The sequence below is a fragment of the Leisingera sp. CC-HEC096 genome, from assembly GCF_059429235.1.
This window is the reverse complement of sequence record NZ_JCAIJS010000006.1, coordinates 69,638-87,580: the sequence shown is the minus strand read 5'-3', so window position 1 is coordinate 87,580 and position 17,943 is coordinate 69,638. Positions and strand designations below refer to the sequence as shown.

The 17,943-nt window shown below is 63.8% G+C and carries 15 protein-coding genes; 9 read left to right on the top strand and 6 right to left on the bottom strand.

Features of this window, described 5'->3' with window-relative positions; genetic code table 11:
- Positions 1–378 precede the first annotated feature (378 nt).
- The 8 genes from repA (at position 379) to hutU (ending at position 10,827) form a co-directional block, all read left to right on the top strand.
- Positions 379–1,554 carry a plasmid partitioning protein RepA gene (repA, locus tag AC5STI_RS20785; protein ID WP_495448164.1) on the top strand — a complete coding sequence of 392 codons (1,176 nt, stop codon included), beginning with the start codon at positions 379–381 and terminating at the stop codon, positions 1,552–1,554.
- Positions 1,554–2,528 (top strand): plasmid partitioning protein RepB, encoded by a 975-nt coding sequence (gene repB / locus AC5STI_RS20780; protein WP_495448163.1) that lies wholly within the window; start codon positions 1,554–1,556, stop codon positions 2,526–2,528. Before repA ends, repB begins: the two co-directional genes overlap by 1 nt.
- A gap of 179 nt (positions 2,529–2,707) precedes the next feature.
- Complete coding sequence (gene repC, locus AC5STI_RS20775) at positions 2,708–3,847, top strand: plasmid replication protein RepC (RefSeq protein ID WP_495448162.1); 1,140 nt, start codon at positions 2,708–2,710, stop codon at positions 3,845–3,847.
- 364 nt (positions 3,848–4,211) lie between these two features.
- On the top strand, positions 4,212–5,525 hold the full coding sequence (locus AC5STI_RS20770; protein ID WP_495448161.1) for an MFS transporter: 1,314 nt from the start codon (positions 4,212–4,214) through the stop codon (positions 5,523–5,525).
- A 157-nt stretch (positions 5,526–5,682) separates the two neighbouring features.
- A complete protein-coding gene (gene hutI / locus AC5STI_RS20765; RefSeq protein WP_495448259.1) occupies positions 5,683–6,849 on the top strand; it encodes an imidazolonepropionase in 1,167 nt (388 codons plus the stop codon).
- On the top strand, positions 6,846–8,369 hold the full coding sequence (hutH, locus tag AC5STI_RS20760) for a histidine ammonia-lyase (protein WP_495448160.1): 1,524 nt from the start codon (positions 6,846–6,848) through the stop codon (positions 8,367–8,369). The genes hutI and hutH overlap by 4 nt, the downstream gene beginning before the upstream one ends.
- Positions 8,366–9,148: an N-formylglutamate deformylase gene (gene hutG / locus AC5STI_RS20755; RefSeq protein WP_495448159.1), complete on the top strand. Its 783-nt coding sequence runs from the start codon at positions 8,366–8,368 to the stop codon at positions 9,146–9,148. Before hutH ends, hutG begins: the two co-directional genes overlap by 4 nt.
- Positions 9,145–10,827 (top strand): urocanate hydratase, encoded by a 1,683-nt coding sequence (hutU, locus tag AC5STI_RS20750; protein ID WP_495448158.1) that lies wholly within the window; start codon positions 9,145–9,147, stop codon positions 10,825–10,827. The genes hutG and hutU overlap by 4 nt, the downstream gene beginning before the upstream one ends.
- Positions 10,828–10,919: 92 nt before the next feature.
- Here hutU and AC5STI_RS20745 read toward each other — a convergent pair whose 3' ends face one another.
- The 5 genes from AC5STI_RS20745 to ugpB all read right to left on the bottom strand — a co-directional run bounded on the left by AC5STI_RS20745 (position 10,920) and on the right by ugpB (position 16,033).
- Positions 10,920–11,861, bottom strand: a complete 942-nt coding sequence (locus AC5STI_RS20745) for a glycerophosphodiester phosphodiesterase family protein (protein ID WP_495448157.1) — start codon at positions 11,859–11,861, stop codon at positions 10,920–10,922.
- Entirely contained in the window at positions 11,861–12,916 is a 1,056-nt protein-coding gene (locus AC5STI_RS20740) for a sn-glycerol-3-phosphate import ATP-binding protein UgpC (RefSeq protein WP_495448156.1), read from the bottom strand. The genes AC5STI_RS20745 and AC5STI_RS20740 overlap by 1 nt, the downstream gene beginning before the upstream one ends.
- 11 nt (positions 12,917–12,927) lie before the next feature.
- Positions 12,928–13,779 (bottom strand): sn-glycerol-3-phosphate ABC transporter permease UgpE, encoded by an 852-nt coding sequence (gene ugpE / locus AC5STI_RS20735; protein WP_495448155.1) that lies wholly within the window; start codon positions 13,777–13,779, stop codon positions 12,928–12,930.
- Entirely contained in the window at positions 13,779–14,660 is an 882-nt protein-coding gene (ugpA, locus tag AC5STI_RS20730) for a sn-glycerol-3-phosphate ABC transporter permease UgpA (protein ID WP_008558267.1), read from the bottom strand. Before ugpA ends, ugpE begins: the two co-directional genes overlap by 1 nt.
- A gap of 71 nt (positions 14,661–14,731) precedes the next feature.
- On the bottom strand, positions 14,732–16,033 hold the full coding sequence (gene ugpB, locus AC5STI_RS20725; protein ID WP_495448154.1) for a sn-glycerol-3-phosphate ABC transporter substrate-binding protein UgpB: 1,302 nt from the start codon (positions 16,031–16,033) through the stop codon (positions 14,732–14,734).
- A 137-nt stretch (positions 16,034–16,170) separates the two neighbouring features.
- Here ugpB and AC5STI_RS20720 point away from each other — a divergent pair, with 137 nt between their 5' ends.
- Positions 16,171–17,088: a LysR substrate-binding domain-containing protein gene (locus AC5STI_RS20720; protein WP_495448153.1), complete on the top strand. Its 918-nt coding sequence runs from the start codon at positions 16,171–16,173 to the stop codon at positions 17,086–17,088.
- Between the two features lie 101 nt (positions 17,089–17,189).
- Here the strand turns inward: AC5STI_RS20720 and AC5STI_RS20715 are convergent, their stop codons facing one another.
- Positions 17,190–17,864, bottom strand: coding sequence for a GntR family transcriptional regulator (locus tag AC5STI_RS20715; protein WP_495448152.1), 675 nt, complete (start codon positions 17,862–17,864; stop codon positions 17,190–17,192).
- Positions 17,865–17,943 lie beyond the last annotated feature (79 nt).

Below are 17,943 nucleotides of genomic sequence, written 5' to 3'. Positions count from 1 at the left end.
GCGAGGAAGCCGCTGCCGGTGCGAGGGCGACGGGGTTGTCACCGCATGTTTAGACCCTGATTAGAGCCTGTTTTGCTTTCCCTGCGGGAGTTTCCGGGCCGGGGCGAGTCGCGCGCGGACTCCGGTTGCGGATCGTGCACAGTGCGGAAGCGATTTTGGCGCCTCCCCTGCCCCGTTCGGCCTGAAAGTCATTTTACTTATTCATTTCAGTGGCTTATTAGCGTTTTCTGCCCAACTCCCCCAAGCCGGCAAAAAACCTAATATCCGGTCTGCAACCTGTAAATGAAGGAATCTATTGCAAAACGCTGTTCGCATTGCGTATAGAAACGATAAATAAAGCGCTGACGCAAAACAGCGTTACTATCGAGAGGGCAGCAGTTGGCAGTAGCACTCCACATCAATCAGCGAATCCGCGAAAACGCGGAGAACCTCAGTGCGGCCCTCGAAAGCCACATGCTGGCCAGTTTTGCGCCGGATGCAAGGAAGGAATTGCGCCTGTTCAGCGCCGGCGAAGCGGCGGAGATGCTGGGCATTTCCCCCAGTTTCCTGCGCAAGCTGCATTTTGAAGGCAAATTCCCCGAGGTGCACACCACACCGGGCGGCCGGCGCCATTATTCCGCCGCTGATCTGCTGGAAATGCGCAAGATCCTGGATGCCTCGGCCAAGACGCCCGGCACCTACCTGCGCGGCCGCCGCGAGGGCGACAAGGTGCAGGTGCTGTCCTTCCTGAACTTCAAGGGCGGATCGGGCAAAACCACCTCGTCCATTCACACCGCGCAGCGGCTGGCGCTCAAGGGCTACCGGGTGCTGGCGGTGGATATCGACCCGCAGGCGTCCTTGACGACGCTTTTCGGCTATAGGCCAGAGGTCGATTTCCTCGAAACAGGGACGATTTATGACGCAATCCGCTATGATGATCCCCTGCCCCTGCGCCAGATCATCCAGCAGACCTATTTCACCGGCCTGGACCTGGCGCCGGGCGGGCTGATCCTGCAGGAATTCGAGCATGAGACCCCGCAGGCGCTGATCAACAACGTGCAGCCCGCGTTTTTCGCGCGCATGGCTGCAGCGCTGGAGGAAGTCGAGAAAGATTACGACGTGATCATCTTCGACTGCCCGCCGCAGCTGGGCTATCTGACGATGTCTGCGCTCTGCGCCTCCACCGGTGTGATCATCACCGTGGTGCCGAACATGCTCGACATCGCCTCGATGTCGCAGTTCCTGCAGATGTCGGCCGAGTTGCTGGATGTCGTCTCGAATGCCGGGGCAGCTCTGGAGTTCGATTTCCTGCGGTTCCTGATCAACCGTTACGAGCCGAACGACGGACCGCAGCAACAGGTGGTTGCATTCATGCGGCAGCTTTTCGGCGAGGAGGTCATGGTCGCCCCGATGCTGAAATCCACCGCGATTTCCGACGCGGGCCTGACCCAGCAGACGGTTTATGAGGTCGAAAGATCCCAGTTTCACAGGTCAACCTATGACCGTGCGGTGGATTCACTCAATCAAGTGAACGATGAAATAGAGTCGCTCCTTCAACAAGCATGGAGGCGTTGATGGCACGCAAAGGCATTCTCAGCACGGCACTCAACAGCCCGGCAGCATCCGCTGGCGGGCCGAAACCCAAGATGATGCCGCGCGGCGCGGTCGGGGCGCTGCAATCCTCGCTCAGCAAGCTGCAGGAAAGCGCGGTGCAGGAAATCGACACCGCGCTGATTGACGACGCGGGCTACGAGGACCGCCTGGGCATGGATGGGGCTGCCTTCAACCAGTTGAAGGACAGCTTGCAGACCTACGGCCAGCAGGTGCCGGTGCTGCTGCGCCCGCATCCCAAGACGCAGGGGCGGTTCGAAATCGTCTATGGCCGCCGCCGTCTCAAGGCGCTGCGCGAGCTGGGCCTGCCGGTCAAGGCGATGGTGCGGCAGCTGGACGACCACGCACTGGTGATGGCCCAGGGCCAGGAAAACACCTCGCGCCAGGACCTCAGCTTTATCGAAAAGGCTTCCTTTGCGGCGCAGCTGCAGGCCGATGGCTATGGACGGCAGACAATTGCCGCCGCGCTGTCCATCGACCTGCCGATGGTGTCGCGGATGCTGAAGGTCGGCACCGCCTTTGATCTGCCCTTCCTGCGGGCCATCGGTTCTGCCCCCGGCATTGGCCGCGACCGCTGGATGATGCTGGTCAAGCTGTTCGACGACCCCGCGGCACGGTCCCGGGCCCACACCCGGACAAACCGGCCCGATTTCACGACCTATGACTCCGACGGGCGGTTCGAGGCGGTTCTAAAACACGCCCAGGGAGTGACCCAGGCGCCGGAACCAGCCCCTGCCCCGCCCAAGACGCGCGCCCTGCCCGGCAGCAACGGCGCTGAGGTCGCAGGCATCAAGACCACCGCCAAGGGCATCACCCTGACGATCTCCGGCAAGGACACGCCCGGGTTTGACACCTGGTTCGACGCCCACGCGGAAGAGATCATGGCAGAGCTTCACGGCCGCTGGCAGCAAGACCAGCCTGAGCAGCCGGAAGAGTAACAAGAGCAGAGAAAACAGGACAGGAGGCACGTAGCAGGCAAAAGAAAAGCCCCCCAGGACATTACATCCCAGAAGGCCGTTCTCAGATTTAGCACCTTTGGAATAGCCTCTCAGACTCGTCAGTGTCAACTCCATGCGCCGCATGGGGGCGGGTATTTTTTGTCTTTCGTGAAAAAATCATGGAACAGGCGTCCCAAATCGCATTTGGGCGGCAGGATCCGTGCGGCCGGCTGGCAGGTACCCACGACAAGTGGGACCTTCTGGCTGCGCTCACGCACGCCGCCGCGGAATTCGAGCTGAGCCACCGCACACTTGGGGTGCTGAAGGCCTTGCTCACCTTCTTTCCAGACCGGGCGCTGCCCGCGGAACCGGACAGCGCTATCGTGTTCCCGTCGAACCGCAAGCTGATGGAACGGCTCAACGGGATGCCCGAGAGCACCCTGCGCCGCCATCTGGCCGCCCTCACCCGGATCGGCATTGTCAGCCGGAAAAACAGCCCCAACCGCAAGCGCTACGCGCGCCGCAGCGGCGATGACACGGCGCTGGCCTTCGGGTTCGATCTGTCCCCCCTCGCCCGCCACGCCGGCCAGATCTTTGACGCCGCGCTGGTGGCCAAGGCACGCGCCGAGCATCTGGCGGTCCTGCGCGACAAGGTGGCCGTACTGCGGCAGGAATTGCAGGAACTGGCGGGCGGCGCTGCTGAGTTGCTGGAAGCTGCCCGCAAACTCCTGCGCCGCAAACCCTGTGAAACCGAATTGAACAATATGGCCGAAGCCCTGCGTGGTGAAATTGCCAGCCGTACACCTGCGGAAGTACCCCAGGTCTCCAAGACTCCTGCACGCGTTTTGAGCGCCAGCGGCAGCCAGAATGAGCGGCACATACAGTATTCAATAAAAAAAGATTCTGACTCTGAAGCGGCGCAAGCCGAAGCGCCCTGCCCTCAGGCCCAGCATTCAGATGCAAACGATGGAACAGCTGAGAAGGCCAATGACCTGGCCACCGTCCTGCGCGCCTGCCCCGAAGTGCAAAGCTACTACCCCGGCGGATTGCGCAACTGGCAGGATGCCGACCGGATTGCTGAGAAGCTGTCACCGATGATGGGAATCGAGATGCCCGTTCTCAGCGATGCACGCGCCGCCATGGGACGCAAAGATGCGGCAACCGCGGTGATGTGCATTCTGGAGAAGCTGGGCACCATCCGAAGCCCCGGCGCCTATCTGCGGCGTCTGGCGCAAAAGGCACGGGCCGGTCAGTTCTCCACCGCGCCGATGCTGAATGCGCTGCTTCAGACTGCCGGGGCTAGGCAAATTGTCAGCTGACAATTTTTGCCTAAGGCGGGTTTGCGGTTGTGTAGCAGGCCTGGAATTGCCCTCTGGTGTTTGCGTATTCCCTGCCCCGTAAACTGGTTGAAGCCTGCCTGGTCAGGCCGCTGGAGCAGAATTGTCAGCTGACAATTCTTACACCCGGTTCGGTTTCTCTGCGGATCAAACGTCCGTCTGCGGAACGCAATAGCGGCTGAAGCAAGCGCCGCCTTGGATCGCTTGCGTGTTGCGGAAGACCAGAAATTGTCAGCTGACAATTTTCGCTACTGCCGCTTCGCCCAGGTCATTCCGGGCATTGCCTTTGGCGCCTCTGAATGGCCACAGTGGCGCCAACGTTCCCAGCCCAAGGATCCCGCCGCCCATGCTCTCCATCCTGCGAAACCGCACCTACCGGCATTTGTTCCTGGCCCAGATCGTGGCGCTCACTGGCACCGGGCTGGCCACTGTGGCGCTGGGTCTCTTGGCTTTTGACCTGGCGGGCGAGCGCGCAGGTTTGGTGCTGGGCACCGCGCTGACGATCAAGATGGTGGCCTATGTCACCGTGGCCCCGGTCGCGGCCGCCTGGGCGGAACAGGCCGACCGGCGGAAGATGCTGATCGGGTTGGACCTGGTGCGGATGTCCGTGGCGGTTTGTCTGCCGTTTGTTTCCGAGGTCTGGCAGGTCTATGTGCTGATCTTCGTGCTGCAATCGGCCTCTGCCGGGTTCACGCCTGCGTTCCAGGCTTCGATCCCCGACGTGCTGACGGAGGAGAAGGATTATACCCAAGCTCTGTCACTGTCGCGGCTGGCGTTTGAGCTGGAAAGCCTGGCCAGCCCGATGCTGGCCGCGGCGCTGCTGCTGGTGGTCAGTTCCGGCACGCTGTTCTGGGGCACTGCGGCGGGGTTCGCCGGGTCCGCCTTGCTGCTGCTGACAATCGTGCTGCCGTCGCCCGCACCCAAGGCGCCGAGGCCGGTCTGGGAGCGCACCACCCGCGGCCTCCGAAACTATCTGAGGACGCCGCGGCTGCGTGGGCTGCTGGCGCTGAACTGGGTGGTCTCCGCCATCGGCGCAATGGTGATCGTCAACACGGTGGTGCTGGTGCGCGCAGGCATGGCGCTGCCGGAAAGCTCCGTGGCGCTGGCGCTGGCGGCGTTCGGCGGCGGGTCGATGCTGTCTGCCATGCTGCTGCCGCGGCTGCTGGAACGGTTGCCGGACCGGACCGTCATGCTGGCCGGGGCAGGGCTGAGCATTGCTTCCATGGCCGGCCTGTCGTTGGCCGCGTTTGCTGAACCCCTGACGTTTGCACGGCTGGCAATTGGCTGGGCGGTGATCGGCGCGGGCTGGTCTGCGGTGCTGACACCCTCGGGGCGGCTCTTGGCGCGGTCGGCCCATGCGGCGGACCGGCCGGCCATCTTTGCTGCGCAGTTCACCCTGTCGCATGCTTGCTGGCTGGTCTTCTATCCGCTGTCGGCCTGGCTGATGGCTGCCTGGGGAGGAGCCGCGGCGATGCTGGCGCTGGCGCTTCTGGCCGCGGCAGGGCTAATCGCCGCGCAGCGCCTGTGGCCCAAGGACAGCGCATCCCCCGTAGCGCACAGCCATCCGGACTTGCCAGCGGACCATCCGCATCTGCAGGGGGCCGCACCGCACGCGCATCCGATCATCATCGACGATCTGCACCCGCGGTATCCGCAATAAGAGGCTGAATACCGCTGCCGGGCAGGTCGCGTCGCTTTCATTTTATGACTAGACATAATATCATAAATGAGTAGCTTATTGCCAAACCGGCAATCAAGCGACTCGGGGGGATTCCGTGACAGGGAACTTTGTTCTAACAGGCGCCCGGCTGGCCACGATGGCCAGTGCAGACACGCCTTATGGGCTGATTGAGGACGGGGCCGTTGCGGTCTCCGACGGAAGGATCGTCTGGGCCGGGCCGCGCGAAAAATTGTCAGCTGACAATTTTCCGTGGAAGCACGTGGATCTCGGCGGACGGCTGGTGACACCGGGTCTGATCGACTGCCACACTCATATCGTCTTTGGCGGCAACCGCGCGATGGAGTTTGAGATGCGCCTGAACGGCGCGTCGTATGAGGAGGTCGCAAGGGCAGGGGGCGGCATTGTCTCCACCGTGTCGGCCACCCGCGAGGCGTCGCCGGAGGATCTGGTTCGGGACGCGCTGCCGCGGCTCGATGCGCTGATCGCCGAGGGCGCCACGGTGGTCGAAGTGAAATCCGGCTACGGGCTGGACCTGGCAACCGAACTCAACATGCTGCGCGCCGCCCGCCGCCTGGGGGAGCTGCGCCCGGTCACGGTGAAAACCACCTTCCTCGGCGCCCACGCGACGCCCGGCGAATACAAGGGCCGCGATGATGACTACATCGACGAGGTCTGCATCCCCGCCCTGCGCGCCGCCCATGCCGAGGGGCTGGTGGATGCGGTGGATGGATTCTGCGAAAACATCGCCTTTGCGCCCGCCCAGATCGAGCGTGTGTTCAAGGTTGCCAAGGAACTGGGCCTGCCGGTAAAATTGCATGCGGAGCAGCTGAGCCACCAGGGCGGCACCAAGCTGGCGGCAGACTACGGCGCGTTGTCAGTCGATCACGTGGAATACGCCACCGAGGATGACGCCAAGGCGATGGCCGCCGCTGGCTCTGTCGCGGTTATCCTGCCGGGCGCGTTCTACACCATCCGAGAAACCCAGGCGCCGCCAATTGAACATTTCCGCACCCACGGCGTGCCGATGGCGCTCGCGACCGACTGCAACCCCGGCTCTTCGCCGCTGACCTCCTTGCTGCTGACGATGAACATGGGCTGCACCCTGTTCCGCATGACGCCGGAGGAGGCGCTGGCAGGCGTCACCCGCAACGCGGCCCGTGCGCTGGGACTGAGCGACCGCGGCCAGATTGCTGCCGGCATGCGCGCCGATCTGGCGGTCTGGGACGTGCAGAGCCCTGCAGAGCTCGCCTACCGCATCGGCTTCAACCCGCTTTACACCCGTATCTATGAGGGCAAACAATGATCGAGATGATCCCCGGCACGGTGACGCTGGCCACGCTGGAAGATATCTACCGCAACTTGACTCCAGCCAAGCTGGATGCCTCTGCCCGCGAACCAGTGGAGGCCGCGGCCCGGATGGTGGCGGAGGCCGCCGCGGGTGAGGAAGCCGTCTATGGCATCAACACCGGCTTCGGCAAGCTGGCCTCGACCAAGATCGCACCGGCCGACACCGCCACCCTGCAGCGCAACTTGATCCTCAGCCATTGCTGCGGGGTAGGGGAGGCGCTGCCGGAGGACAAGACCCGGTTGATGATGACGCTGAAACTCCTGTCGATGGGCCGCGGTGCCTCCGGCGTGCGCTGGCTTGTGATCGAGCAGATCGAGCAGATGCTGGAACGCGGCGTGGTGCCGGTGATCCCGTCGCAGGGCTCGGTCGGCGCATCGGGCGATCTTGCGCCGCTCGCGCATATGGCGGCGGCGATGATCGGGGCAGGGGAGGCCACGTTCGAAGGCACCCGCATGTCCAGCCTTGATGCGCTGAAAAAGGCCGGGTTAGAGCCTATTGTGCTGGGTCCCAAGGAAGGGTTGGGGCTGATCAACGGCACCCAGTTCTCCACCGCCTGCGCGCTTGCCGGGCTGTTTGACGCCTGGCGTATGGCAGAAGCCTCGATGGCGATTGCCTCGCTGAGCACCGACGCCATCATGGGCTCCACCGCACCGCTGATCGCCGACATCCACACCCTGCGCGGCCATGCCGGCCAGATCGACGTAGCACAGCAGATGCGGGCGATCATGGACGGCTCGGAGATCCGCGAAAGCCACCGCGAGGGCGACACCCGCGTGCAGGACCCCTATTGCATCCGCTGCCAGCCGCAGGTGGTGGGCGCGGCGCTGGACGTGCTGCGGATGGCCGCCAAAACGCTGGAGATCGAGGCCAACGCTGTCACCGACAACCCGCTGGTGCTGGTGGGGGAGGGGCGGATCGTCTCCGGCGGCAATTTCCATGCCGAATACGTGGGCTTTGCCGCCGACCAGATCGCGCTGGCCGTGGCCGAAATCGGCGCCATCGCGCAGCGCCGGGTGGCGCTGATGGTGGACCCGACGCTGAGCCACGACCTGCCGCCGTTCCTGACGCCCGATCCGGGGCTGAACTCGGGCTTCATGATTGCGGAGGTGACCACCGCCGCGCTGATGAGCGAGAACAAGCATTTGGCGAATCCTTGCGTGACCGACTCAACTCCAACGTCAGCCAACCAGGAGGACCACGTGTCGATGGCCGCCCACGGCGCGCTGCGGCTCGGCAAGATGAACGCCAATCTCTCCGTCATCCTGGGCGTCGAAATGCTGTGCGCTGCTCAAGGCGTCGAGGCGCGCGCGCCCCTGCAGACCTCCGCGCGCTTGCAGGACGTGCTGGCGATGCTGCGCGAGGAGATCCCCTCGCTGGCAGAGGACCGCTATCTGGCCCCCGACATCGAAGCCGCCAGTGCCATGGTCCGCGCGGGCCGCGTAGCGGACGCCGCGGGCGTGGAGGTAGCCGCATGATCGAAGTGACCCAAGGCAACTCGCCGCTGGTGCTGGGGCTGCCCCACACCGGCACCGAAGTGCCGCCGGAAATCTGGGAGCGCCTGAACGAGACCGGCCGGGCGCTGGCGGACACCGACTGGCATATCCATGACCTCTACGCGGGGCTGGTGGAGGACGTCACAACCGTCCGCACCCCCATCCACCGCTATGTGATCGACGTGAACCGCGATCCCGCCGGAATCAGTCTCTATCCCGGGCAAAACACCACCACTCTGGTGCCGCTCACGGATTTCGACGGGCTGCCGATCTGGCAGGACGGCAAGGAACCGGATGAGGCCGAAATCTCCCGCCGCCGCGCGGCCTATCACGCGCCCTACCACGCCGCGCTGGCGGCGGAGCTGGAGCGGGTGAAGGCCATCCACGGTTTCTCCATCCTTTATGACTGCCACTCAATCCGGGGCGACATTCCCTTCCTGTTCGAGGGCCGCCTGCCGGATTTCAACGTCGGCACCAACATGGGCGAAACCTGCGATCCGTCTATCGAAGCCCTCACCGTGGCCCAGTGCGAGGCCGCGGAGCGTTATACGTCGACCCTCAACGGGCGCTTCAAGGGCGGCTGGACTACCCGCCATTATGGCCGCCCCGCGGACGGCTACCACGCTATCCAGATGGAGCTGGCGCAGGCCACCTATTGCCAGGAAAGCCCGCCCTGGACCTATCTGCCGGAGCGTGCGGAGGCTTTGCGCGCCCATCTCACCAAAATTCTCACCGATCTTCAGACCTGGAGGCCCGCATGAGCGATCCCCGCAAGAACACCCGCGACATCTTCCCGCCGACCGGCCCGGAACTGAACGCCAAATCCTGGATGACCGAGGCGCCGCTGCGGATGATGATGAACAACCTGCATCCGGATGTGGCGGAAAACCCGCATGAGCTGGTGGTGTACGGCGGCATCGGCCGCGCCGCGCGCACCTGGAAGGATTTCGACCTGATCGTCGAAACCCTGAAAAACCTGGAGGAAGACCAGACCCTTATGGTGCAGTCGGGCAAGCCGGTCGGCGTGTTCCAGACCCACAAGGACGCGCCGCGGGTGCTGATTGCCAACTCCAACCTGGTGCCGCATTGGGCCAACTGGGACCACTTCAACGAGCTCGATAAGAAGGGTCTGATGATGTACGGCCAGATGACGGCCGGCTCCTGGATCTACATCGGCACGCAAGGCATCGTGCAGGGCACCTATGAGACCTTTGCCGAGGCAGGCCGCCAGCATTACGGCGGCGATCTGAAGGGCAAGTGGATCCTGACCGGCGGTCTTGGCGGCATGGGCGGCGCGCAGCCGCTGGCAGCCGTGTTCGCGGGTGCCTGCTGTCTGGCGGTGGAGTGCAACCCGGACTCGATCGACTTCCGCCTGCGCACCAAATACCTGGACGAGAAGGCCGAAACCCTGGACGAAGCGCTGGAGATGATCGAGCGCTGGACCGCCAACGGCGAGGCGAAATCCGTGGGCCTGCTGGGCAACGCGGCAGAGATCTTCCCGGAGCTGGTGGAACGCGCCAAGGCGGGCGGCATCCGTCCCGATATCGTGACCGATCAGACCTCGGCCCATGACCCGGTCAACGGCTACCTGCCGCTGGGCTGGACCATGGGCGAGTGGAAGGAACGCCGTGTATCAGAGCCTAAAGCGGTGGAAACGGCCGCCCGCGCCTCGATGAAAGTTCAAGTGAAGGCGATGTGCGATTTCCACGCGATGGGCGTGCCCACGGTGGATTACGGCAACAACATCCGCCAGATGGCGCTGGAGGAGGGGCTGGAGAACGCCTTTGACTTCCCTGGCTTCGTGCCCGCCTACATCCGCCCGCTGTTCTGCCGCGGCATCGGCCCGTTCCGCTGGGCTGCGCTGTCGGGCGACCCGGAGGACATCAAGAAGACCGACGCTAAGATGAAGGAGCTGTTCCCGGAGAACGAGCACCTGCACCGCTGGCTGGACATGGCGGAGGAGCGCATCGCGTTCCAGGGCCTGCCCGCGCGGATCTGCTGGATCGGGCTGGGCGACCGCCACAAGGCGGGCCTCGCCTTCAACGAGATGGTCCGCAGTGGCGAGTTGAAGGCACCCGTCGTCATTGGCCGCGACCATCTGGACTCCGGTTCCGTGGCCTCGCCGAACCGGGAGACTGAGGCGATGATGGACGGCTCTGACGCGGTGTCCGACTGGCCGCTCTTGAACGCGCTCTTGAACACTGCCTCCGGCGCGACCTGGGTGTCGCTGCACCACGGCGGCGGCGTCGGCATGGGCTTCTCGCAGCATTCCGGCGTGGTGATCTGCTGCGACGGCAGCGAGGACGCAGAGCGCCGGATCGGCCGCGTGCTGTGGAACGACCCGGCGACGGGCGTGATGCGCCACGCGGATGCGGGGTATGACATCGCCAAGGACTGCGCGCGCGAGCATGGGCTGAACCTGCCCGGTATCTTGGGCTGATTGAGAGAAGGCTGAAATCCGGCGCGGATTTCAGCCATGAAAAATCGCACTTTTCATGGCCGTTTTCCGTGCCGGAAAACGGCTCCCCCGTTTCAGGCGGTGCGCCAGTTCAGCCCGTGCATCAGCAGCTGCCGCTGCACCCGCCCCGGATAGTCGGTGCAGATCGCATCGACGCCAAGGGCGATCATCCGTTCGATGTCCTCCGGCTCATTCACCGTCCAGACCACCGTTACCAGCCCCAGTTCGCGGGCGCGGGCCAGCGATTCCGGGGTGATGTCCTCGAAATAGGGGCACCAGAACTGGCCCTTGGCGGCGGCCACGCGGTCCGGCAGGTCCAAGGCGCTGCAACCGGCCACCGGGTTCACCGCCTTGGAGGAATCCTCGCCCACGTCGTCGGCGTTGTCCGGCAGCTGGGTCAGGAAGGAGGCGGGCATCTCCGGCGCGATCCGCTGGCAATCCGCCAGCAGGTCCCAGTCGAAACTGTGCAGCACCGTGCGCGGCTGCATTGCGGCCTGGCGGACCTCTGACACTACTGCCTCGACCAGGGTCTGGCGCGCGGCGGTGTCCTCCAGCAGCTCCGGGTCGGATTTGATCTCCAGCAGCAGATGCACGTTTTGGTGTTCGGGCCGTTGCAGCAGCGCCAGCAGGTCGGCAAGCCGGGGAATGCGCACGCCGGTCAGAAATGCCTGATCCGGAAACCGCTGGCCATAGGCGCTGCGGCCGTCCAGCCCACCCGCGTCATAGGCCTGAAGCTGGGTATAGGTCAGCGCTGACACCTTGGGCTCTTCCCCCTGCAGCCAACAGCCATCAGCGCCGCGCACCATCGAGCGTGTCAGGCGGTGGTTGTGGGTGATCACCGCCACGCCGTCGCGGGTGGCGGTGACATCCAGCTCCAACAGCTCCACTCCGGCTTTCAGGGTAAACTCAAAGCCTTCCATGGTGTTTTCCGGCAGCACGCCGCGGGCGCCGCGGTGGCCGATCAGGCGGATCACGCCGGGTTCGGCGGCAAAGGCAGGGATCTGGGGGTACTGCATCAGCCCTCCAGCCGTTTGCCGGTGGCGGCATCAAACAGATGGGTCAGCTCCGGCGCCGCCGAGAACCGGCGGATGCTGCCGGTGCCGTCATTGGCGTGGCCCGGGACGCTGGCGGTTATGGTCTGCTCCGTGCCCGGCAGGCGGCCGTGGATCAGGGTGTTGGCGCCCAGCTGCTCCAGCAGCTCCACCTCAATGGCGATGGGGCCAGCGGAATCCTCCATCAGGTGTTCGGGACGCAGGCCAAGGGTGGCGGTGCCGGAATGGGCGGAGGCCACCGGCAGCACGCCGCCGCCGGGCAGGGCGGCCTGGCCGCCGCTGATTTCCGCCGGGAAGAAGTTCATCGCCGGGCTGCCGATGAAGCCCGCAACAAACACCGAGGCCGGGCGGTCATAAAGCTCAATCGGGGTGCCGAACTGCTCCACATAGCCGCCGTTCAGCACCATCAGCCGGTCGCCCAGCGTCATCGCCTCCACCTGGTCGTGGGTCACATAGATCGAGGTCACCCCCAGACGCTGCTGCAGCTTGCGGATTTCCAGCCGCATCTGCACCCGCAGCTTGGCGTCGAGGTTGGACAAAGGCTCATCGAACAGGAACACCTGCGGATCGCGCACGATGGCGCGGCCCATGGCCACCCGCTGGCGCTGGCCGCCCGAAAGCTGGCGCGGTTTGCGGTCGAGATACTGTTTGATCTCCAGGATTTCGGCGGCTTCCTCGACACGGCGGTTGATCTCGTCCTTCGGCAGCTTCCGGATCTTCAGGCCATAGGCCATGTTCTGGCGCACCGACATGTGCGGATAAAGCGCGTAGTTCTGGAACACCATGGCAATGTCGCGCGCCGAGGGTTCCAGTTCGTTCACCCGGCGCCCGCCGATGGCGATCTCGCCGGAGGTGACGCTTTCCAGGCCCGCCACCATTCGCAGCAGCGTGGACTTGCCGCAGCCGGAGGGTCCGACGATGACGATGAACTCGCCATCGTTGATGTCGCCTTCGACATGGTGGAGCACCTCGGTCGGCCCGTAGGATTTCACCAGGTCTTTGAGTTGAATATCAGCCATTTCGGGGCGCCTTACTTATCGGTTTCCGTCAAGCCCTGCACAAAGAGCTTTTGCATTGCGATCACCACAAACACCGGCGGGATCATCGCCAGGAGGGCCGTGGTCATGATGATGTTCCATTGCGGGCTCTGCTCGGCCGCCTCCAGCATCTGCTTGATCGACATCACGATGGTGGTCATCGAGGTGTCGGTGGTGATCAAGAGCGGCCAGAGGTACTGGTTCCAGCCGAAGATGAAGAGGATCACGAACAGCGCCGCGATATTGGTCCGCGACAGGGGCAGCAGGATGTCGAAGAAGAACCGCAGCGGCCCGGCGCCGTCGATGCGGGCGCTTTCCAAGAGCTCATCCGGCACCGTCAGGAACACCTGGCGAAACATGAACGTCGCGGTGGCCGAGGCGATCAGCGGGATCGACAACCCCCAGTAGCTGTTCAGCATTCCCAGATTGGCGACAACCTCGAACGTCGGCAGGATCCGCACCTCGACCGGCAGCATCAGGGTGATGAAGATCATCCAGAAGAAGGTCATGCGGAACGGGAACTTGAAATAGACGATGGCAAAGGCCGACAAGAGCGAAATGGCGATCTTGCCGGTGGAGATCATCAGCGCCATCGCCAATGAGTTCAGCAGCATCAGCCAGACCGGCGCGGTCTCAGTCCCGCTGAGGCCGGAGCCGAACAGGGTCTGCTTCATGTTCTCCAGGAAGTGATCGCCGGGCCACAGCGGCAAGGGCGCCTGGTTCATCCGGAACTGGTCGTGGGTGGCGGCGACAAAGGTGATCCACACCGGCAGCGCGATCGCCAGAACGCCAAGGATCAGCACCAGATGGGTGAGGAAGGCGGTGAGCGGGCGGTTTTCGACCATCAGTATGCCACCTTTCTTTCAACAAAGCGGAACTGGACCACGGTCATGGCGATGACCAGCACCATCAGCACCACCGACTGCGCGGCCGAGCCGCCGAGGTCGAGGCCGACAAAACCGTCGTTGAACACCTTGTAGACCAGGATGGTGGTGGAGGTGCCGGGGCCGCCCTGGGTGACGGCGTGGATAATGCCGAAGGTCTCGAAAAAGGCGTAGACCATGTTGATCACCAGCAGGAAAAACGTGGTGGGGGAGATCAGCGGGAAGATGATGGTCCAAAACCGGCGTGCCGGGCCCGCGCCGTCGATGGCGGCGGCCTCGATCACGGAATTGGGGATCGACTGCATGGCGGCGAGGTAGAACAGGAAGTTATAAGCCACCTGCTTCCAAGCCGCGGCCAGGATCACCAGCGCCATCGCCTGGGTGCCATTGAGGTAGTGGTTCCAAGTGATGCCCGCGAATTCCAGGAAATAGGGGAAGATGCCCAGGGTCGGGTTGAACATGAACACCCACAGCGCACCCGCCAGCACCGGCGCCACCGCATAGGGCCAGATCAGCATGGTGCGGTAGAACATGGCGCCGCGCACCACCCGCTGGGCAAAGCCGGCGAGGATCAGGGCAAATCCCATCGACAGCGCCGCCACCAGCAGTGAGAAAACTGCGGTGCGCTGAAAACTGGCCAGATAGTGGGGATCGGTGGCGAGAATCTCGAAATTCTCGAACCAGACAAATTCGGTGCCAAGGCCAAAGGCGTCTTCGATCAGGAACGACTGATACATCGCCTGGCTGGCCGGCCAGAGGAAGAACACCAGGGTGATGGCGATTTGCGGCGCAACCAGCAGGTAGGGCAGCGCCGAGGTAGGGAAATGCACCCGTTTGAGCATGAAGGACCCCAATCAGGAAATTGACCCTGCCGCCCGGGGGAGGGCGGCAGGGCCGGATGTGTCAGAGTGGTTTACTTCGCGGTGCGCTCGAACTTACGCAGCAGGTCGTTGCCGCGCTCAACCGCCGCATCCAGCGCTTCCTGCGCGGTTTTCTCACCGCCCCACAGCGCTTCCAGCTCCTCGTTGATCACGTCGCGGACCTGAACGAAGTTGCCATAGCGCAGACCGCGGCTGTTGGCGGTGGGGGTGTTCAGGCTCAGCTGCTTGATCGCGGTGTCGGTGCCCGGGTTGCTGTCATAGAACCCCTGTTCCTTGGACAGCTCGTATGCGGCTGTGGTGATCGGAACATAGCCGGTCTCCTGGTGCCACCAGGCCTGCACCTCGGGTGAGGACAGGTAGCTGAGGAATTTGGCGGTGCCTTTGTATTCCTCCTCCTCGTGGCCTGCCAGCACCCACAGGGTGGCGCCTCCGATGATCGAGTTCTGCGGCGCATCCGCCACCTTGGTGTCCAGCGGCAGCATGGTCTGGCCGAACTCGAACTCCGCCTGCGAGGAGATCGAGCCGTAGTAGGCCGAGGAGTTCATCCACATGCCGCACTCGCCGTTAGTGAACATCGGCAGGCTGTCGCCGCGGCGCCCGCCGTAGACAAACAGGCTGTCCTTGCCCATCGCGGCGACGTCATCCAGACGCGCGGCCAGCTTGTCGTTGTTGAAGGTCAGTTCGGTGTCAAAGCCCGCAAAGCCGTTTTCCTGGGTGCCGGTCGGCAGGTTGTGCCAGGCCGAGAAGTTCTCGATCATGACCCAGGACTGCCAGCCAAAGGACATGCCGCACTTCATGCCGTTGTCGACCAGCTTCTGCGCGGCGGTTTTCACCTCGTCCCAGGTCTCGGGCACTTCGGCGCCGGCCGCGTCCAGCGCGTCCTTGTTGTACCACAGCACCGGAGTGGAACTGTTGAAGGGCATCGACAGCAGTTCGCCCTCGGGGGTTTCGTAGTAGGACACCACCGCGGGCAGGAAGGCGTCGCCGTCAAACGGTTCGCCTGCGTCGTTCATCAGCTTCTCGACCGGGTAGATCGCGCCCTTGGCAGCCATCATGGTGGCGGTGCCGACCTCGAAGACCTGCACAATCTGCGGGTGTTCCTTGGCGCGGAAGGCGGCAATCGCCGCGGTCATGGTTTCGGTGTAGTTGCCCTTGTAGACGGGCACGACCTTGTAGTCGTCCTGGGTGGCGTTGAAATCTTCGGCAATCTTGTTGACGCGTTCGCCATTGGTGCCGCCCATGGCGTGCCACCACTGAATTTCGGTTTCTGCAAATGCGGTGCTGCCGGCAACGGCCAGAATTGCCGAGGCGCAGAGCAAGGATTTAACGGACATGAGCTTCTCTCCCTAATTTGTTCTGCGATAGCTTTTGTCCGGGCAGGGGGATAATTCAAGCAAAAGTTTTTTGACAAAAATCATAACATCATGTTATGCGGCCGCGTGTTCAACACCAGCCGAAGGCCGCTAACCCCTTGAAATTCAGTCTCAGACAGCTGGAGGCCTTTCAGGCCGTTGCCCGCACCGGGTCCATCACCCGGGCTGCGGAGACGCTGGGAATCTCGCAGCCTGCCGCCAGCCGGCTGCTTTCGGATTTTTCCAAATCAGTGGCGGTGGAGCTGTTCACCCGCCAGGACGGGCTGCTGATTCCCACCAGCGAAGCGCGCTATCTGCTCTCCGAGGTGGGCCGCGTGTTCGACAGTCTGAACCACCTGGAAGAGCTCAACCGCGACTTGACCGAGCGCACCGCGGGGCATCTGCGCATAGCCTGCCTGCCTGGGTTCGCCACGGCGCTGCTGCCCAAGCTGCTGGCCCGGTTCCTGGAGCATCGCCCCGGGGTGCGGCTGACGCTTGAGCCGGACCGGCCGGAGCGGATTCTGGAGTGGATCATCGGCGAGCAGTATGACTGCGGTATCACCGACGGTTTTGCCGCCCATCCCGCGGTCGAAAACATCGACATTCCGATCCGCACCGTCTGCGTGCTGCCCGAAGGGGATCCGCTGGCAGAACAGGATGTTATCTCGCCCCGCGACCTGCAGGACCGCAAGATCATCCACACGCGGCGCGACAGCCCGTTTTACCGCAGGCTTCACAAGGCGTTTTCCGAGGCCAGGGTGGAGCTGAACAGCTGGATCGAGGTGCGGCAGTTCTCCACCGCCTGCATTATCATCAGCCAGGGGCAGGGGGCCTCGGTGGTCAGCGCCCTGGATGCTGAGCAGTTCCGCGGCCAAGGCATCGCCATCGTTCCGTTTGCGCCGGAGCTGCACCACCGGCTGTCGATCCTGCGGCCTGTGTCAGGCAGCCGCTCGCTGCTGGCGCTGGATTTCCTGGATGCCTTCGTGGACAGCCTGAAACCCTTCCGCGCCGATCCGCCTCAGCCGCCGCGGATCTGAGACCCGGCTGCCGGGGCAAGCGGCCCGCAGGCTGAAATCCGGCGCGGATTTCAACCATGAAAAATCGATTTTTCATGGCCGATTTCCTCGCAGGAAATCGGTTACGCCTCTTTCAGCAGCCGCTCGGCAGTGTGTTTGGCGTCGCTCAGATGCTGTTCAATGGCTGCCTGCGCGGCCTTGGCATTCCCCGAGACGACGGCCCGGCAGATCTCCTGCATATGGGCGGGGCCGGGTTTTTGCCGCTCTGCGGTTGATAGCGTCACAGCCCGCAGCCTGCTGATGCGGCCATTCAGACGCTGGGCGATTTCCCAGGCGACGGTGTGGCCGGCGCCTTCAAAGATGATGCGGTAGAACTCGGTCGTCGCCTTCAGCATCGGGCCGGGCACGCCTGCCGCCACGGCCTCTTGCAATTCGTGCAGCGCGGCCTTCAGCTGCTCCGCCAGCTCTGGCGTCATGTTCTGCGCACAGGCGGTGGCGGCGGCGGTCTCCAGCATCTGGCGGATGTCATAGATCTGCCGCGCGTCCTCCCACCCCAGCTGCGCCACGATCGGCCCCTTGCCGGGCAGGATCTCCACCAGCCCCTCGGCCTCCAGATAGCGGATGGTCTCGCGCACCACGGTGCGGCTGACGCCAAGCTGATCGCACAGGGGCCGCTCCACCAGCCGCTCGCCCGGCGCAAACTGGCCGGAGATGATCGCCTCGCGCATCCGCTCCTGCACGATGTCCCGCAGGGTCTGCGGCGGCTGTTCGATTTTGCTCATGATGGGGCTGGTCATGTTTCCTCCGATATCAACGGGGGCAGGGTGGAACAAGGCCGCATTGACATACTGTATGATGGTATACCATATTACGGCA